This is a genomic window from Serratia sp. H402Y, assembly GCF_051172415.1.
GTDB lineage: Bacteria > Pseudomonadota > Gammaproteobacteria > Enterobacterales > Enterobacteriaceae > Serratia > Serratia ureilytica.
The window spans coordinates 970,568-986,393 of the sequence record NZ_JBPIYZ010000001.1 but is presented as its reverse complement, the minus strand read 5'-3'; the positions used below and the strand labels follow the sequence as shown (position 1 = coordinate 986,393).

The following is a 15,826-nucleotide window of genomic DNA, read 5'->3' as shown; positions in this document are numbered from 1 at the left end:
CGATTAACGCCGGCCCGTTGGGTGCGCCAGCGGGTTGTGCGGCAACTGCTGGTAGTGTTCACGCCAGGCAGCGCCTTCCGGCAGCAGCCAGACGCGCTGGTGCAGACGAGCCAGCGTGACCGGATCGCTCAGCAGTTCCAGACGCTTGCCCTTCACCAGCTTCTCCGGCCCCAGCTGCAACGCTTCGTTTACCCGCTCCTCGCGATTGCGATCGAGCGTCGCGCGCAGGTGGTGACGCGCCGTCGCCAGCGCCGTCGCCAACGCGTTGAAGGACGGGTTGACCACCGCGTGCATAAAGCCGTTGGTCAACGCGCGGTTGCGGTTGAGATGCAGGTACTCTTCCGTCGCCAGCAGCTCACGCGGCGGATTGTACTCTTCCGGGATCAGGAACAGCTTGGCGCGTTTGCTTTTCATGCCCAGCGTCGCGCGGCTCGACAGCACCGACACGAACGGCGACAGGATCAGCGAGAACACGATTGGCGACAGCCACCACAGGAAACGCAGATCCAGCCACGCCATGCCGCCGGCCCACACCAGGCCCAGCAACATCTGCGAGCCATGGCGGCGGAACGCTTCGCCCCACGGCGTGTCGTCGTCGTCACGCTGCGGCGAATTCCACACCACTTCCCAACCGAGGAAGGCGCTCACCACGAACACGGTATGGAACAGCATGCGCACCGGCGCCAACAGCACCGAGAACAGCATTTCCATCAGCATCGAAATGAACAAACGGAACGCGCCGCCATACTCTTTCGCCCCCTTGGCCCAGATCAGCACGATGCTGAGCAGCTTCGGCAGGAACAGCAGCACCAGCGTGGTGGAGAACAGCGCTATCGCCAGCTCGGGCCGCCACTGCGGCCAGACCGGGAACAGCTGCCGCGGCTGCAGGAAGTATTGCGGCTCCATCAGGGTATGCACCACCTGCAATGCGGTGGAGAGCGCCAGGAACATGAACCACAGCGGCGCCGACAGGTAGGACATCACGCCGGTGAGGAACACCGCGCGGTGCACCGGGTGCATGCCCTTCACCAGGAACAGGCGGAAGTTCATCAGGTTGCCGTGGCACCAGCGACGGTCGCGTTTCAGCTCGTCCAGCAGGTTCGGCGGCAGCTCTTCGTAACTGCCCGGCAGATCGTAAGCGATCCACACGCCCCAGCCGGCGCGGCGCATCAGCGCCGCTTCAACGAAGTCGTGCGACAAGATAGAACCGGCGAAGGAGCCCTCGCCCGGCAACGGCGCCAGCGCACAGTGCTCGATAAACGGCTTCACGCGGATGATGGCGTTATGGCCCCAGTAGTGCGACTCGCCCAGCTGCCAGAAATGCAGACCGGCGGTAAACAGCGGCCCGTAAACGCGGGTAGCGAACTGCTGCACGCGCGCGTACAGGGTATCCATGCCGGACGCCTTCGGCGCGGACTGGATGATGCCGGCGTTCGGGTTGGCTTCCATCAGCCGCACCAGCCCGGTGAGGCATTCGCCGCTCATCACGCTGTCGGCATCCAGGATCACCATGTAGCTGTACTCACCGCCCCAGCGACGGCAGAAGTCGTCGATGTTGCCGCTCTTGCGTTTGACGCGGCGGCGGCGGCGGCGATAGAAGATGCGGCCGTGGCCGTCGACATCGCGGCACAGCTCCATCCACGCCTTTTGCTCCGCCACGCAGATGTCCGGATCGTAGCTGTCGCTCAGCACGTAGATATCGAAGTGTTCCAGTTGGCCGGTCGCGGCGACGGACTCATAGGTCGCGCGCAGGCCGGCGAACACGCGTTCGACGTCTTCGTTGCAGATCGGCATGATCAGCGCGGTGCGGTGCGCCGGGTTGATCGGCTCATCGCCCTTGATGGTGGAGGAAATGCTGTATTTGTCCTTGCCGATCAGCAGCTGCAGGAAGCCCATCAGCGCGGTCCAGAAACCGGCCGAGACCCAGCAGAACAGCACGGCGAACAGGATCAGAATGCCGGTTTGCAGCACATACGGCAGCAGCTGCAGCACCGACTGCATCAGATCTTGGTCCAGCATGGCGATAGGATCGATCAGCGCCCAGCCCTGGTAAGGCAAGATGGTTTTCATATACCAGGTGGCGATGCCGGTTTGCACCAGCATCAGCACCAGCAGCACATAGCGGCGCATGGAGCCGACGGTACGCCAGCGGTTCTCGGCCTCGGCCTCCTCTTTGGTGGCGTGCCGATTGTGCGGCGACCGCCCCAGCAGAGAATCCCAGAAGCGCGCCACCGGGTTGGTGCGCCAGGCTTCCGGGAACATGGTGGTGCGTTTGATCGGCGGCGTCGCCTTCAGAATGGCGCGCCCTTCGGCGTCGGTATCGAAGTCGTCATCGCTGACCGCATCCGGCCAGGCGCTTTCGATGCGCGGTTTGACCGAGGCCAGCGCCACGTCATCCGCCGACAGGCTATTGACGTTGGCGTCGGCGGCGCCCATCTGCCGATGGAGCGCCTCCAGAGCCTGAGCGTCATCCGCCGTTTTAGGGGTAAGCGCCTCCGACCGCTCGGCGGTCAGAGGCAGCGCCGCAAGATAATCCTGGGCGGGTTGAGTAGGCTTATTCATTGGCAGGTAGCTGATAGCTCCAGGTTTCCGACAGTGTCTTATCGCCATTGACCAGCGCCGCGCGCATTTCTACCGGCTTCTTGTCGTCTTTCACTTTCAGACGCACCGTCAGGCGCCAGCCTTTGGTCACTGGGTTATAGCGGACGTTGTTTTCTACCATTTCACCGTTGTCGCCGATGCTGATCTGAGAAGCGACCGGCGTATTGGCGTCCAGCGCTTTCAGCACCGGGCCGACGAAATCGACCAGGAAGGCGACGCTGCCGTCAGGCTCGCGGATCAGGTTGGACTGCTTCACGTCACCGGTCGAACGCATGGTCCGCGCCACATAGGCGATGTCTTGCGAATGCAGTTTGTCTTCATCGCGGGTGAAGTTCAGACGGTAGCTCAGCGTCAGCGGTTTTTTGGCTTCCGGCAAGGTATCCGGCGTCCAGAACGCGACGATGTTGTCGTTGGTTTCATCCGCCGTTGGGATCTCCACCAGCTCGACCTTGCCTTTGCCCCAGTCGCCTTTCGGTTCGATCCAGGCGCTCGGGCGCAGATCGTAACGATCGTCCAGATCTTCGTACTCTTTGAAGTTGCGACCGCGCTGCAGCAGACCGAAGCCTTTCGGATTCTCAACGGTATAGGTGCTGACGGACAGGTGTTTAGGATTGTTCAGCGGACGCCAGATCCACTCGCCGTTGCCGGCATGGATAGACAGACCGTTGGAATCGTGCAGCGCCGGGCGGTAGTTCAGCGTCGGCGACGGCTGGTTCGGGCCGAACAGGAACATGCTGGTCAGCGGCGCCAGGCCCAATTTGCCCACCTTATCGCGCAGGAACACTTTGGACTCGACGTCCACGGTGGTGTCACGGCCCGGGATCACCGTGAAACGGTAAGCGCCGGTGGCGCGCGGGGAATCCAGCAGCGCGTAGATCACCAGGTGTTTGTCGCCCTGCTTCGGACGCTCAACCCAGAATTCGCGGAAACGCGGGAACTCTTCGCCGGAAGGCAAAGCGGTATCGATAGCCAGGCCACGAGCGGAAAGCCCGTAAACCTGCCCTTTACCCACCACGCGGAAATAGCTCGCGCCCAGCAGGCTCATAATCTCATCGTTTTTGTCGGCGCTGTTGATCGGGTAGAGCACCTTGAAGCCGGCAAAGCCGAGGTTCTTCACTGATTCAGGATCGTGTTTGACCGAGCCGAAGTTGAAGTAATCCGGGCTGTACTTGATCTGTTTTACGCTGGTAGAGGTGACTTCGTTGATTTTCACCGGCGTATCGAAATACATCCCCTGATGATAAAACTCAAGCTTGAAAGGGGTTTTCAGCTTGCTCCAATAGGCTTTATCGTGATTGAACTGAATCTGCTGATAGTCTGCGAACTTCATCTCGCGGAACTGAGAAGGAAGGTTGCTCTTCGGGGCTTCGAAACCTTTCGCAGCCAGATCCTGCGCCTGCTTGGCCACATCATCAATAGAAAAGGCCCATGCCGGCGAACTGAACAGCGTGAACAATACGGTAGCACCTAACCAACGAACGCTCGCGGCGCGTGGTTGTCCGGATAATATATTAACTAGCACATCCCCCCCTATTCGTGTGCTCAAATCATTTAAATCCATATTAATGGATTACTCAGCTTTCCGACAACATGATAAATGGATGGTTCATGTTTACGGCTCATTGTTTAAGCAGCTGATGGAGCACCAGCGTAGCAAGCCGCGCAACAAGACGCTATGGAAAAATGCGAGGGGCTATAGTAGGGTTCCGGATAACAATTTAACGTTTGACGACTTATTAAGCGTGTTAATGAGCACCCGATTAAATCACCAGCGGTAATCTATGACTAAAGGCAGCAAACAGCGCGAGTTTTTCCTCGATTCGATCCGAGCCTATTTGATGCTGCTCGGCATTCCGTTTCACCTTTCCCTGATTTATTCCAGCCACGTCTGGGCGGTGAACAGCGCGTCGCCCTCCTTCTCACTCACGGTGCTGAACGACTTCATCCACGCCTTCCGCATGCAGGTGTTCTTCGTGATTTCCGGCTACTTCTCCTACATGCTCTACGAACGTTACGAGCGCCATCAGTGGCTGAAGGTCAGGCTGGAGCGGGTGGCGATCCCGCTGTTGAGCTCCATCCCGCTAATTACGGTGCCGCAATTTTTCATGCTGAAATATTTCACCGATAAATTAAACGGCTGGGACGAGTTTTCTCTCTATCAGAAAATAAATGTAACAGTTTGGGAATTGGTGTCTCATCTGTGGTTCTTATTGACCCTGTCATTGTTAACCTTCGCCTGCTTTTATCTGTTCCGCAAAATCAAGCGTCAAACCCGCGAGCCTATTCCAGCGTTAATCAACAGAATGCGTGGATTAGGAAACATCTCACTGTGTTTCTTTATTTATGCGGTATGCTACTCGGCCGCGCACCGTATTATTTTAATTTTCGCGCCGCAGCTATTATCCAATGGCCTGTTCAATTTCGTGGTGATGGAGACGATGTTCTACCTGCCGTTCTTCATCCTCGGCGCCTATGCGTTTAAGTATGTGTGGCTTAAAGAGATTTTCCTGCGCCGTTCGCCGCTGGCGCTGCTCGGCTCGCTGCTGCTGTTTATCGCATATATGCTGAACCAGAAACTGTTGGCGCACAGCAGCTATATGTTCGAGCTGGAAGTGGTGATCAAAACCCTAATGGGGATCCTGATGACCAATGTGGTGTTCTCTTTCGGGCATAACCTGCTGAATTATCACTCGCCGCGCATCACCTATCTGGTCAACGCCTCGCTGTTTATATATCTGGTGCACCATCCGTTGACCCTGATATATGGCGCTTTCGTGACGCCTTATATCGGCAACAACCTGTTGGGGTTCTTGCTGGGCCTGCTGTTTGTGTTCTCGCTGGCCTTCGCTTTATATGAGCTGCACAAACGCATCCCGGTGCTGCGCTTCCTGTTCTCCGGCAAGCCGCAATAAACCTGGCCCCTGTAAACCCGAATGTTTGCAGGGGTTTTCTGTCATATTACCGCCGCGCAAAAAGCCTATACTGGTCGTTTGCATGCAGAGCACACATTGTTCAGCTTGACGTCGTCCGTTAAGGCAAAGTGATACGGCGGCATAGATAACATGGCCGTTATAACTGCAATGCATAAGTAGAAATCCGGATCCCTGCCTTACGGTAGTGATTGGGCTCAACCCCCGAAGGGCTGCGCGATCGCTTGATTGATTCGATGGCGTTACCTGTCTCTCCCTTCCGTCACGACAGAGAGGATTTTGAATGACCGATAAAAACACCCAGGCTCAGGAAGCCGTAGCGGAAAACGCCACCCTGCTGAAGATCCTCAGCAGGTTGCTGTCCGCGCTGGATGCTTCGATCAGCGGTAAAGAACGCAGCGTTTTGGTCGCTGAGCTCTCCAACTTCAATCTCGACGGCATTTCCGAAGCGGAACGCAAACTGGCCACCGAGTTGATCAAACGGTCGCTGGAATCGCTCGACCATTAACCCTACCGCGCCTGCAAACCATTAAGCCTGCCTGCGCGGGCTTAATGGTTTTTCCCGCCGTGCAAACCCGGCATTATTGCCAAACCCGAAATACAGCAGCCTGATAATGTTGGATAAAAGGCAGAACTTCACCTCTTCCCCTCACTTTCTTAGTTTAATCGCACCAAAGGGTAATAATTGATCGATTGTTTTCGCAATCAGCCTTGGCGTTTTACCCACTAAACACGTTATCATCGAAACACGCGCAGTGCCCACTATCCCCCAGCCTCAGGAGAACGATATTTTGGATGCCAGCACCATTAACAGCTTGTTCGTCATCGGTGCCGTGCTGGTGGGGGCAAGCATTCTGCTCAGCTCATTTTCTTCCCGGCTCGGCATTCCGATCCTGGTGATCTTCCTGGCGATCGGCATGCTGGCCGGCGTTGACGGCCCCGGCGGCATCGTCTTCAGCAATTACCCGGTCGCTTATCTGGTCAGCAACCTCGCGTTGGCGGTGATCCTGCTCGACGGCGGCATGCGCACCCGGGTCAGCTCATTCCGCGTGGCGCTGTGGCCGGCACTGTCTCTCGCCACCGTCGGCGTGGTGATCACCGCCGGCCTGACCGGCATGGCCGCCGCCTGGCTGTTCAATCTCGATCTGCTGCAGGGGTTGCTGATCGGCGCCATCATCGGTTCTACCGACGCCGCCGCGGTATTTTCGCTGCTGGGCGGCAAAGGCCTGAACGAACGCGTCAGCGCCACGCTGGAGATCGAGTCCGGCAGCAACGATCCTATGGCGGTATTTCTCACCATCACGCTGATTGCGATGATCGCCGCCGGGGAAACCGCGCTGAGCTGGACCTTCCCGCTGCATCTGATGCAGCAGTTCGGCATGGGCATCGTCTTCGGTCTCGGCGGCGGCTGGCTGCTGCTGACGCTGATTAACCACATCAAGCTGGCGGACGGCCTCTACCCGCTGCTGGCGGTGAGCGGCGGCATTCTTATTTTCGCGCTGACCACGGCGCTGGACGGCAGCGGCATTCTGGCGGTGTACCTGTGCGGCCTGCTGCTGGGCAACCGTCCAATTCGCAACCGTCACGGCATCGTGCAAACCTTCGATGGCCTGGCATGGCTCAGCCAGATCGGCATGTTCCTGGTGCTCGGCCTGCTGCTCAACCCGCATGAGCTGCTGCCTATCGCTATCCCTGCCCTGCTGCTGTCGCTGTGGATGATCCTGTTCGCACGCCCGCTGTCGGTGTTTATCGGCCTGCTGCCGTTCCGCAGCTTTACCCTGCGCGAACGCGGCTTTATTTCCTGGGTTGGCCTGCGCGGCGCGGTACCGGTGATCCTGGCGGTGTTCCCGATGATGGCCGGGCTGCCCAACGCCCAGCTGTTCTTTAACGTGGCGTTCTTCGTGGTGCTGGTCTCCCTGCTGCTGCAAGGCACCACGCTGTCTTTCGCCGCCAAAAAGGCCAAGGTGATCGTGCCGCCGGCGCTGACGCCGATCTCCCGCGTTGGGCTGGACGTGCACCCGGAAAACCAGTGGGAACAGTTTGTGTATCAGCTTTCGGCGGAAAACTGGTGCGTCGGCGCCGCGCTGCGCGAGCTGAAAATGCCGCCCAATACCCGCATCGCCGCCCTGTTCCGCGGCAAAGAGCTACTGCACCCTAGCGGCAGTACCCGGCTGCGCGAGAACGATATCCTGTGCGTTATCGGCCATGAGCACGATCTGCCGATCCTCGGCAAACTGTTTAGCCAAGCGCCGGCCGTGACGCTAGACGAACGCTTCTTCGGCGACTTTATCCTGCAATCCGACGCCCGTTTAAGCGACATCTCGCAGGTTTATGGACTCAATCTGCAAGACGATGTCGACGAGCAACAGACGCTGGGGCAGTTCGTCATTCAGCTGATCGGCGGTGAACCGGTGATCGGCGACCAGGTGGAATGGGACGGCCTGACCTGGACCATTGCCGAAATGGAGGGCAATCAGGTCAGCAAGATAGGCGTCAGGATCGTGACCGACTAACGCGGCCGCGCTATCAGATGAGGGAACTTCTGGCCTTAAGAACGTTCTTAATCACTATCATGATGTATGAAGTACGGCGTCGCTGAATTATATCCGTTTGATATAAAAATAATTTAACAGCGGCGCCAACGGGGATTAGGGATGTGAACGGCAAGACTCGATTTCTTTCGGTGATGATGATTATGGCGCTGGGCGTAGCGGCGCTCGATCTCAGCATCGCCGGTTTGGTCCATAGACTTTTAATTGGATAATTTCAACGTGACGCAGCGGGAACAAGAAAAAGACATTCTGGGGAAAATACTGGTGACGGTGTCCGCGCTTTGCCTGATTCTGGTGGCGGCATTCCTCATCTGGGGATTCATGCTGGATTGATACCGAGGACGCTCAGAGATAAAAAAAACCGCCGCGGCGGTTTTTTTATGGGTCAGGCGATCAGATCTTGCAACCTTCGCAGTCCGCTTCGTCTTCGAGGAATTCAGGGACCTCTTTTACCTTCTGCGCCGCTTTTTCTTCGGCTTTCGCCAGTTCGGCATCGATATCAAAATCGAAAATATCATCACTCATCGCTTGGTCCTCATTCTGCTTCGCGTTCAAACGCTGAGTATAATCGACAAGCCGCCGGCCGGAAACCTTTCAGTTTGCCGCCGCCAGCTGCGATGGCTCATCCTGCGGCTTTTTTCCGTAGGCCATGTCGTACACGTCGTAGAAGTCGATTTCGCCCTTGTTGCCGATGATCACCCGCATCTTCTGTTTCAGCGCGGCGCCGATGGACGGCTCATCCAGCAGCTGCTGCACCGCATAAGGCGACAGCGCGCGGGTGAAGTACCACTCGCCGTTATAGCACACTCGCAGATCCAGCACCCCGATGTCTTCAAAGCGGTAGACCGGCCGGATCTCTATCAGCAGCATGGCGAACATGAACAGCACAAAGGCGGTGAAGCCGAGGAAGGCATACATCCCCATGTACGGCACCTGATACATCACGGCGATCACCGCGAAGTAACCGGCGAACATGGCAAGGCACAAATAGCGGTGAGTGCGGGCGAATTCGCTGTTGAAGCGCGGCTTGCCGTCGCGCCCTTCGCGCCGATTGATCTGTTCAATCTCTTTAACCAAGATGCTTTTAATCGCGTCCATCGTTACAACCTTATGCTGGAAACAGCATTGCCATCAAATCTCACCGCTAAAAGTAACACAAGTACAGTTTTGCCGGGTAGATCAGTTAACCAACTTAATGGCGGCAACTGTTATAGTTCGGCTTCAGCGCGGTTGAGCGGCTTTGCCTTGCGCAAACATGAACATGCGCTGGGCGACGTCGTCGGCCTGTTTGATTTTCTGCTTTTGCGGTTCGTTGCTGCGTTGAATGGCGCGGGCGTAGGCGATTTCATGGGCCTGATCGATCATCGCGATGATGCGATCCCGTTCGGTCTTCTCCATATTGCCCAACATGGTGGTGATAATCGCCTGGTAAGCGTTGGACGCGGCGGTCAGCGCCTTCTCTCTCGCCTCGAGGGCGGCGACGCGTTGCAAGAGTTCCTGCAGTTGCTCGGAGTGGGACATATCGACCTCCTGTTGCCGGGCAGCAAGCCTGCCTGATTACAGTTTAGCAAAGGATCGAGAGAGAAAGAGGAAGGAAAGCCAGCGGTTACGGTAAAGCACACCCGAAAATCCCAACGAGGAGCCGATAGTGCAAATCAACCCGGGTGCGCTTTACGATAAGCGCGATGAGATGAAGTGAAGTGAAAGAAAGCTGGCGCGCTATGCAGGACTCGAACCCGCGTCTATCAATTTTCAAGCCAAAACAAGCCATTATAAAACCAATCACTCTGCCAACTGAGTTAATAGCGCGTTCCTTCGCTTCGGGGCGTTATTATCCATAACAATATTATGGACTCAAGCTTTTTTAGCATAATGCCCTGATTTTACGGATAAGTCTTAGGTTATCGCCAGCGTTATGGCCTTACGGCAGCTCAATAATCGGGTAATCGCCGGCGATAAGCGGCTTGCACAAAATCTTGTAGCCATCGCTGTCGAAATGGCTGGCCGCGCTCTGTAGCCGCTCCGCCTGCGCCAGATTGCCGACCGAGCCCAGATAAAACCAATTGTGGATCACATGGTACTGACGCAGCGTCTCGCCCTGCTCCTCCAGCGCCACGCGCCCGGCGAACGGCCAACAGGCGATGCGCAACTGCTCAAGCGCCGCGCTGAGCCGCAGCGCATGCTCCTGCGCCGACTCCACGCCACAGCAGGCGCCCGCGCACTTGCGCAGGCTGTAGCGGAAACAGGCTCGCCCCGCCGGCAGCTTGTCGATCCCCAGCTTGCCGTAACATAAACGATGCTCGTCGGCGATGGCGCGCAGCTTTTCCAGCGCGGCGTGGCGATTGGCAAACAGCCCGTAGAGATGGGGCGTGACGGCGAAGTCGATCTCTTTGGCGTGAGCAATCGTCACCGCATCAGCCTGCAAGCGCAGCGCGCACAGCTGTTTCGAGCGCCGCAGACGTTTGTTGAACAGCGGCTGTTGTTGTTTGATCAACTGCGCCTCCAGCAGCAATGCGCCCAACTCGCCGGCGGTCTCGATAAAGCTGATGCGTCGGGTTTGGCGCAGCATTTTAGCCTCGTCCTGCGCGCGGAAGTGCGCCATCACCCGGCTGCGTATATTGACGCTTTTACCGATGTAAAGCGGCAGGCTCTCGCTTTGACCGTGAAACACATACACGCCCGGCCCTTTAGGCAACGGCGCCAGGCAGGCGCGCAGGTGCTCCGGGTATTGATAAATGTCGAGTTCCGGCTCGAGGCGGTTTGGCATCATGGCGGTGGCATTATCCTGCTGATGAATGAATACTGGTTTTTTACCCAGTATAACGCCCAACGCAGCCGGTTGCACACCCGGCGGATAATAACTCACCGTGATCTTTAACGGGAAAGCCTTTACTATCCCCTTTCCAGCGGGAAAGCGCCTCACGTTTAGCGCCAGTTCAAGCTGGCGCTGCCATGATGGCAGACTGGAACCGCCGCTTTTATCGTTATGGAAAACCTGGGTATGTCATCACTGAAACTCCCCTCCCGCCGTCTGGCGTTGATCGCCGCCATCGTTTTCATCGCCGTCGCCGTCGCGCTGGCCATCTTTTGGCAACGCCCGCCGCAGCAGGATTACGTTACCGCGCCGGCCCGCCTGGGCGATATCGAAAACGCCGTGCTGGCCACCGGGCGGCTGGATGCCATCGAACGCGTCAACGTCGGCGCCCGCGTCTCCGGCGAAGTCAAATCGCTGAAGGTCAAGCTGGGCGATCGCGTCACCAAAGGGCAACCGATCGCCGACATCGACGATCTGCAACAGCGCAACGATCTGCGCAATGCCGAAGCGGCGCTGAACGTAGTCAAAGCCAATATGTTAGCTAAACAGGCCTTGCTGAAACAGGCGGAGTCGCGTTTCAAACGCCAGCGCCGCATGCTGAACGACGAAGCCAGTTCTCGGGAAGACTTCGAGACCGCCGAAGCCTCGCTCGCCACCACTCGCGCCGATCTGCAGGCGCTCAATGCGCAGTTGGTGCAATCGCAGATCGAAGTCGAGAAGAAAAAAATCGATCTGGGCTATACCCGCGTGGTTGCGCCGATGGACGGCATTGTTATCGCCGTGGTCACGCAGCAGGGACAAACGGTCAACTCCAGCCAAAGTGCGCCGACCATCGTCAAGCTGGCGCGGCTGGATATGATGACCATTAAGGCGCAGATCTCCGAAGCCGACATCACCCGCATTTCGCCGGGACAAAAGGCTTACTTCACTATTTTTTCCGATCCGGATAAGCGCTACGACGCCACGCTGCGCACCATCGAGCTGGCACCGGAATCGGTGATGAAAGACGACTCGCTCGCCAGCACCAGCTCCGCTTCCGGCTCCGGCACCTCGAACGCCTCGGTCTATTACAACGCGCTGCTGGACGTGCCAAACCCGGAAAACCGCCTGCGCATCGCCATGACCGCGCAGGTGTCCTTGCTGCTCGGCGACGCGAAGAACACCCTGCTGGTGCCGATCCAGGCGGTGCATAAAATCGATGGCAAAGAGCAGCAGGTGCAGGTGCTGACCCAGGACCAGCGGTTGGAAACGCGCAAAGTGACCACTGGCATCACCAACAATGTCGACATTCAGATCCTCAGCGGCCTGAAAGCCGGTGAAACCGTGGTGCTGTCGCAGCCCGCCGCCAAATCGGCTGAGGATGGCATCTTCCTGTGAACGCGATCATCGAACTAAAAGGCATCAGCCGAACGTACACCAACGGCGGTCAAGCGTTAACGGTGTTGAAAGATATCGATCTGACCATCGCCGCCGGCGAGCTGGTGGCGATCATCGGCGCCTCCGGCTCCGGCAAATCGACGCTGATGAACATCATGGGCTGCCTCGACGTGCCGGATCGCGGCGATTACTACATCAGCGGCCAAAACGCCGCCCACCTGTCGCCGGACGAATTGGCCCGCCTGCGCCGCGAACATATCGGTTTTATCTTCCAGCGCTATCACCTGATGCCCGATCTCAGCGCGCTGGGCAACGTCGAAATCCCGGCCATCTACGCCAACGCCCGGCGCGATCAGCGTCGGCAGCGGGCGGCGCAATTGCTGGCGCGGTTGGGGCTTGAGGGACGCGAAGACCACAAGCCCGGCCAGCTTTCCGGCGGCCAACAGCAGCGCGTCAGCATCGCCCGCTCCCTGATCAACGGCGGTGAGATCATCCTGGCGGACGAACCGACCGGCGCGCTGGACACCCAATCCGGCCAGGAAGTGCTGGCGATCCTGAGCGAACTGAATCAGCGCGGCCACACCGTGGTGATCGTCACCCACGATATGAAAGTGGCGCAACATGCGCAGCGCGTCATCGAACTGCAAGACGGCAAGATCATCGCTGACAGCGGCCGCAAGTCGGCGTCCGGCCCATCGTTGCCGCCGCCGAACCGCAGCCGGCAAAGCGGCTGGCAACGCCTGATCGACCGCACCCGCGAATCGCTGCACATGGCGCTGAAAGCGATGAACGCTCATCGTCTGCGCACCGCGCTGACCATGACCGGCATCATCTTCGGCATCGCCGCCGTGGTCACGGTAGTGGCGCTGGGCGAAGGCGCCAAACAGCGCACGCTGGAAAACCTCAAAGATCTCGGCACTAACGTGGTAAGCATCTATCCGGGCCGCGATTTCTTCGACGACGCCATCGACAGCATCCGCACTCTGGTGCCGGCCGATGCCGACGCGCTGGCGCAGCAAAGCTTCGTCGACAGCGTCAGCCCGGAAGTAGACGCTTCCGACAGCATCCGTTTTCGCAGCAAATCCGCCACCGCCTCGATCACCGGCGTCGGGCGCGACTATTTCCGCGTTAACGGCGTCGAGCTGTTACAAGGCGTGACTTTCCGCGACGATCGTAATGCGCTGCAGGAAGTGATCATCGACGACAATGCGCGCCAGGCGCTGTTCGGCGATTTCGGCGTCGAGCCGCTCGGCCAGATCGTGTTTCTCGGCTCGGTGCCGGCCCGAGTGATCGGTGTGGCGAAAAGCAATCGCAACTACGCGCCCAATCGCATTACTGTTTGGATGCCCTACAGCACGGTGATGTATCGCATGGTAGGCAAACCGACGCTCAGCGGCATCACCGTTCGGCTAAAGGACAATGTCGCCAGCGAATCGGCCGTCACCGCTATCACACAGCTGTTGACCCAACGCCATGGCGTAAAAGATTTCCGTTTGTACAACTTCGATAAAATCCGAAAGTCCATCGAACGCACGTCAATGACTTTCAGCCTGCTGATCCTGATGGTGGCGTCCATCGCGCTGGTGATCGGCAGCCTGGGCGTGATGAACATCATGCTGGTCTCGGTGACCGAACGCACCCACGAAATCGGCGTGCGCATGGCGGTCGGCGCGCGGCGCAGCGACATCATGCAACAGTTCATGATAGAGGCGGTGCTGGTCTGTCTGATCGGCGGCGCTTTGGGCATCGCGCTGTCGTTCGCCGCCGGGTCGCTGTTCACCTCGCTGGCGGGCGGCATGTTCACCGCCATCTATTCCTGGCAAGCCGCCGCCACGGCATTTTTCTGTTCAACCTTAATCGGCATGATCTTCGGTTATCTCCCCGCCCGCAAAGCGGCAAGGATGGATCCGGTCGTTTCATTGGCCAGCGAGTAACCCATGAAAATTTTATCTCCCCTGGCGTTAAGCCTCGCCGCCCTGCTCACCGCCGGCTGCGGCAATGCCCTGAAAAGCGACTACCGGGCGCCGCAGGTCAACTATCCTGCGGGGTGGCAATACGCTGCCGACAACGCCGCGCCGACGCCGTTCGACTGGCGCGATTTCCACGATCCCGAGCTCGATCGTTGGCTGCAACAGGTGATGGCGAGCAATAACGATCTGGCCGCCGCCGTGCTGCGCGTTTACCGCGCGCGGCTCGAGGCGGAACGCGTCGGCATCAGCACCGCGCCCGGCGTCAGCGCCTCATTAGGCAGCGGCATTAATCGCCCGCTGTCCGAGTCCTCCGCGTGGAATAAAACCAGCAACGCGTCGCTCACCACCAGCTATGAGGTCGATCTGTGGGGCAAGCTGGCGCGCCAGCGCGACGCGGCCGAGTGGAGCAGCCAGGCTTCCGTGCAGGATCTGCAGGCGGCGCGCCTGAAGCTGTTGGCCGATGCCGCCACCAACTACTGGCGCATCGGTTTTCTCAATCAACAAATCAGCGTCAGCCAGGCGAGCATCGCCTATGCCAAAACGACGCTGCGGCTGGCCAACGCCCGTTATCAGGCCGGCAGCATCTCGGCGCTGGACGTAGTGAATGCGGAACAAAACTTGCTGACTCAGGAACGCAGCCTGGTGGCGTTACAACACGATCGTCAACAGGCGCTGAACGAACAGGCGGTGCTGCTGGGCGCGCCATCAGGCCAGGCCACCATCGCACCCGCGCGCCTGCCGACGACGGCGATGCCGCAGATCAACACCGGCATTCCCGCCAGCGTCCTGAGCCGTCGCCCGGATCTCAGCGCTCAAGAGCTGCGGTTGCGCGCCGCCCTGGCCAACGTCGATGAAAAACGTCTGCAATACTATCCCGCGTTCAGCCTGACCGGTTCACTGGGCGCCAGCAGCAGCGCGCTACTGGAATTCCTGCGCAACCCGACGGGCAGCCTCGGCGCCGGCCTGACGCTGCCGTTCCTGCAGTGGCGGCAAATGGGCGTGGAGATCAAGATCGCCCGCAACGACTATGAACAGCAAGTTCTGGCCTTCAAGCAGGCGCTGTACAGAGCGATGGGCGATGTGAACAACGCGCTGTCACTGCGCACGCAGCTGCTGGCGCAGGAGACGCAGTTGCGCGCCTCACTGGCGTTGGCGCGTAAATCGGAGCGGTTGAACGAGGTGCGTTATCGACAGGGCGCCGTCACCATTACCGACTGGCTGAACGCTCAGGAACAACGCCGTCAGGCGGAACTGGCGGTGGATGAAAACCGTTTCGCGCAGTACCAGAATCTGGCGAAAATCTATCTCGAATTCGGCGGTTCATCGGCGCCGTAATCTCAGCGGCCTGGCCACCCGGCCAGGCGCTTTTTTAGCGGCGAACACATCAATTTTTCCTTTGTTATCTCCCGTATTCTCTATACTGGAAACACCATCAATCAGCCGAAAAATCGCCAGATCGCACAATTATCAGACCATTCTCGCACCAAATCGGTGCAAACACTTAAGTTAAGCTGCTGGATTTGATCGCCGCAAGATATAACGTTAAGCTATAGATGCAAAATAATTAGTCACCTAAATGAC

The 15,826-nt window shown here is 58.4% G+C and carries 13 protein-coding genes and 1 tRNA gene; 7 read left to right on the top strand and 7 right to left on the bottom strand.

The features are described 5' to 3' along the window. Positions 1 to 3: 3 nt before the first annotated feature. Together mdoH and mdoG are read right to left on the bottom strand one after the other, a co-directional pair. On the bottom strand, positions 4 to 2,562 hold the full coding sequence (gene mdoH / locus ACSBQS_RS04865) for a glucans biosynthesis glucosyltransferase MdoH (RefSeq protein ID WP_033650723.1): 2,559 nt from the start codon (positions 2,560 to 2,562) through the stop codon (positions 4 to 6). After that, positions 2,555 to 4,123: a glucans biosynthesis protein MdoG gene (mdoG, locus tag ACSBQS_RS04860; RefSeq protein ID WP_169539530.1), complete on the bottom strand. Its 1,569-nt coding sequence runs from the start codon at positions 4,121 to 4,123 to the stop codon at positions 2,555 to 2,557. The genes mdoH and mdoG overlap by 8 nt, the downstream gene beginning before the upstream one ends. A gap of 259 nt (positions 4,124 to 4,382) precedes the next feature. On the opposite strand from mdoG, the gene mdoC reads away from it, so the two are divergent. The 4 genes from mdoC to ACSBQS_RS04840 all read left to right on the top strand — a co-directional run bounded on the left by mdoC (position 4,383) and on the right by ACSBQS_RS04840 (position 8,416). Beyond that, positions 4,383 to 5,513, top strand: a complete 1,131-nt coding sequence (gene mdoC, locus ACSBQS_RS04855; protein WP_047026307.1) for a glucans biosynthesis protein MdoC — start codon at positions 4,383 to 4,385, stop codon at positions 5,511 to 5,513. Positions 5,514 to 5,814: 301 nt separating this feature from the next. Next, positions 5,815 to 6,039, top strand: a complete 225-nt coding sequence (locus ACSBQS_RS04850; protein ID WP_033642653.1) for a hypothetical protein — start codon at positions 5,815 to 5,817, stop codon at positions 6,037 to 6,039. A gap of 283 nt (positions 6,040 to 6,322) precedes the next feature. Beyond that, positions 6,323 to 8,044 (top strand): potassium/proton antiporter, encoded by a 1,722-nt coding sequence (locus ACSBQS_RS04845; RefSeq protein ID WP_004927894.1) that lies wholly within the window; start codon positions 6,323 to 6,325, stop codon positions 8,042 to 8,044. A gap of 243 nt (positions 8,045 to 8,287) precedes the next feature. Then, on the top strand, positions 8,288 to 8,416 hold the full coding sequence (locus ACSBQS_RS04840; RefSeq protein ID WP_033642652.1) for a hypothetical protein: 129 nt from the start codon (positions 8,288 to 8,290) through the stop codon (positions 8,414 to 8,416). Positions 8,417 to 8,476: 60 nt separating this feature from the next. Here ACSBQS_RS04840 and ACSBQS_RS04835 read toward each other — a convergent pair whose 3' ends face one another. From ACSBQS_RS04835 to cho, 5 genes are all read right to left on the bottom strand, one after another. After that, positions 8,477 to 8,608 carry a hypothetical protein gene (locus ACSBQS_RS04835; RefSeq protein ID WP_015377413.1) on the bottom strand — a complete coding sequence of 44 codons (132 nt, stop codon included), beginning with the start codon at positions 8,606 to 8,608 and terminating at the stop codon, positions 8,477 to 8,479. A gap of 69 nt (positions 8,609 to 8,677) precedes the next feature. Beyond that, entirely contained in the window at positions 8,678 to 9,181 is a 504-nt protein-coding gene (locus ACSBQS_RS04830) for a YlaC family protein (RefSeq protein ID WP_047026308.1), read from the bottom strand. A gap of 123 nt (positions 9,182 to 9,304) precedes the next feature. Beyond that, positions 9,305 to 9,604 carry a sigma-S stabilization anti-adapter protein IraP gene (locus ACSBQS_RS04825; protein WP_033642650.1) on the bottom strand — a complete coding sequence of 100 codons (300 nt, stop codon included), beginning with the start codon at positions 9,602 to 9,604 and terminating at the stop codon, positions 9,305 to 9,307. Positions 9,605 to 9,795: 191 nt separating this feature from the next. After that, positions 9,796 to 9,892, bottom strand: a tRNA-OTHER gene (locus ACSBQS_RS04820). A gap of 112 nt (positions 9,893 to 10,004) precedes the next feature. Beyond that, a complete protein-coding gene (gene cho, locus ACSBQS_RS04815) occupies positions 10,005 to 10,853 on the bottom strand; it encodes an excinuclease Cho (protein ID WP_033650719.1) in 849 nt (282 codons plus the stop codon). Positions 10,854 to 11,069: 216 nt separating this feature from the next. Here cho and ACSBQS_RS04810 point away from each other — a divergent pair, with 216 nt between their 5' ends. Genes ACSBQS_RS04810 through ACSBQS_RS04800 form a run of 3 tightly spaced genes read left to right on the top strand, consistent with a single transcriptional unit; the run spans position 11,070 to position 15,580 of the window. Next, positions 11,070 to 12,275, top strand: coding sequence for an efflux RND transporter periplasmic adaptor subunit (locus ACSBQS_RS04810; RefSeq protein ID WP_434989788.1), 1,206 nt, complete (start codon positions 11,070 to 11,072; stop codon positions 12,273 to 12,275). Beyond that, positions 12,272 to 14,209, top strand: a complete 1,938-nt coding sequence (locus ACSBQS_RS04805) for a MacB family efflux pump subunit (RefSeq protein WP_033642649.1) — start codon at positions 12,272 to 12,274, stop codon at positions 14,207 to 14,209. The genes ACSBQS_RS04810 and ACSBQS_RS04805 overlap by 4 nt, the downstream gene beginning before the upstream one ends. 3 nt (positions 14,210 to 14,212) lie before the next feature. Continuing rightward, positions 14,213 to 15,580, top strand: a complete 1,368-nt coding sequence (locus ACSBQS_RS04800) for a TolC family protein (protein WP_047026309.1) — start codon at positions 14,213 to 14,215, stop codon at positions 15,578 to 15,580. Positions 15,581 to 15,826: the final 246 nt, after the last annotated feature.

What these genes read in the sequence shown, in the direction of transcription:
- cho (WP_033650719.1), bottom strand. Translation starts at nt 10,853, where the DNA reads ATGATGCCAAACCGCCTCGAGCCGGAACTCGACATTTATCAATACCCG.
- mdoH (WP_033650723.1), bottom strand. Translation starts at nt 2,562, where the DNA reads ATGAATAAGCCTACTCAACCCGCCCAGGATTATCTTGCGGCGCTGCCT.
- mdoC (WP_047026307.1), top strand. Translation starts at nt 4,383, where the DNA reads ATGACTAAAGGCAGCAAACAGCGCGAGTTTTTCCTCGATTCGATCCGA.
- ACSBQS_RS04830 (WP_047026308.1), bottom strand. Translation starts at nt 9,181, where the DNA reads ATGGACGCGATTAAAAGCATCTTGGTTAAAGAGATTGAACAGATCAAT.
- ACSBQS_RS04835 (WP_015377413.1), bottom strand. Translation starts at nt 8,608, where the DNA reads ATGAGTGATGATATTTTCGATTTTGATATCGATGCCGAACTGGCGAAA.
- ACSBQS_RS04850 (WP_033642653.1), top strand. Translation starts at nt 5,815, where the DNA reads ATGACCGATAAAAACACCCAGGCTCAGGAAGCCGTAGCGGAAAACGCC.
- ACSBQS_RS04825 (WP_033642650.1), bottom strand. Translation starts at nt 9,604, where the DNA reads ATGTCCCACTCCGAGCAACTGCAGGAACTCTTGCAACGCGTCGCCGCC.
- ACSBQS_RS04810 (WP_434989788.1), top strand. Translation starts at nt 11,070, where the DNA reads ATGGAAAACCTGGGTATGTCATCACTGAAACTCCCCTCCCGCCGTCTG.
- ACSBQS_RS04800 (WP_047026309.1), top strand. Translation starts at nt 14,213, where the DNA reads ATGAAAATTTTATCTCCCCTGGCGTTAAGCCTCGCCGCCCTGCTCACC.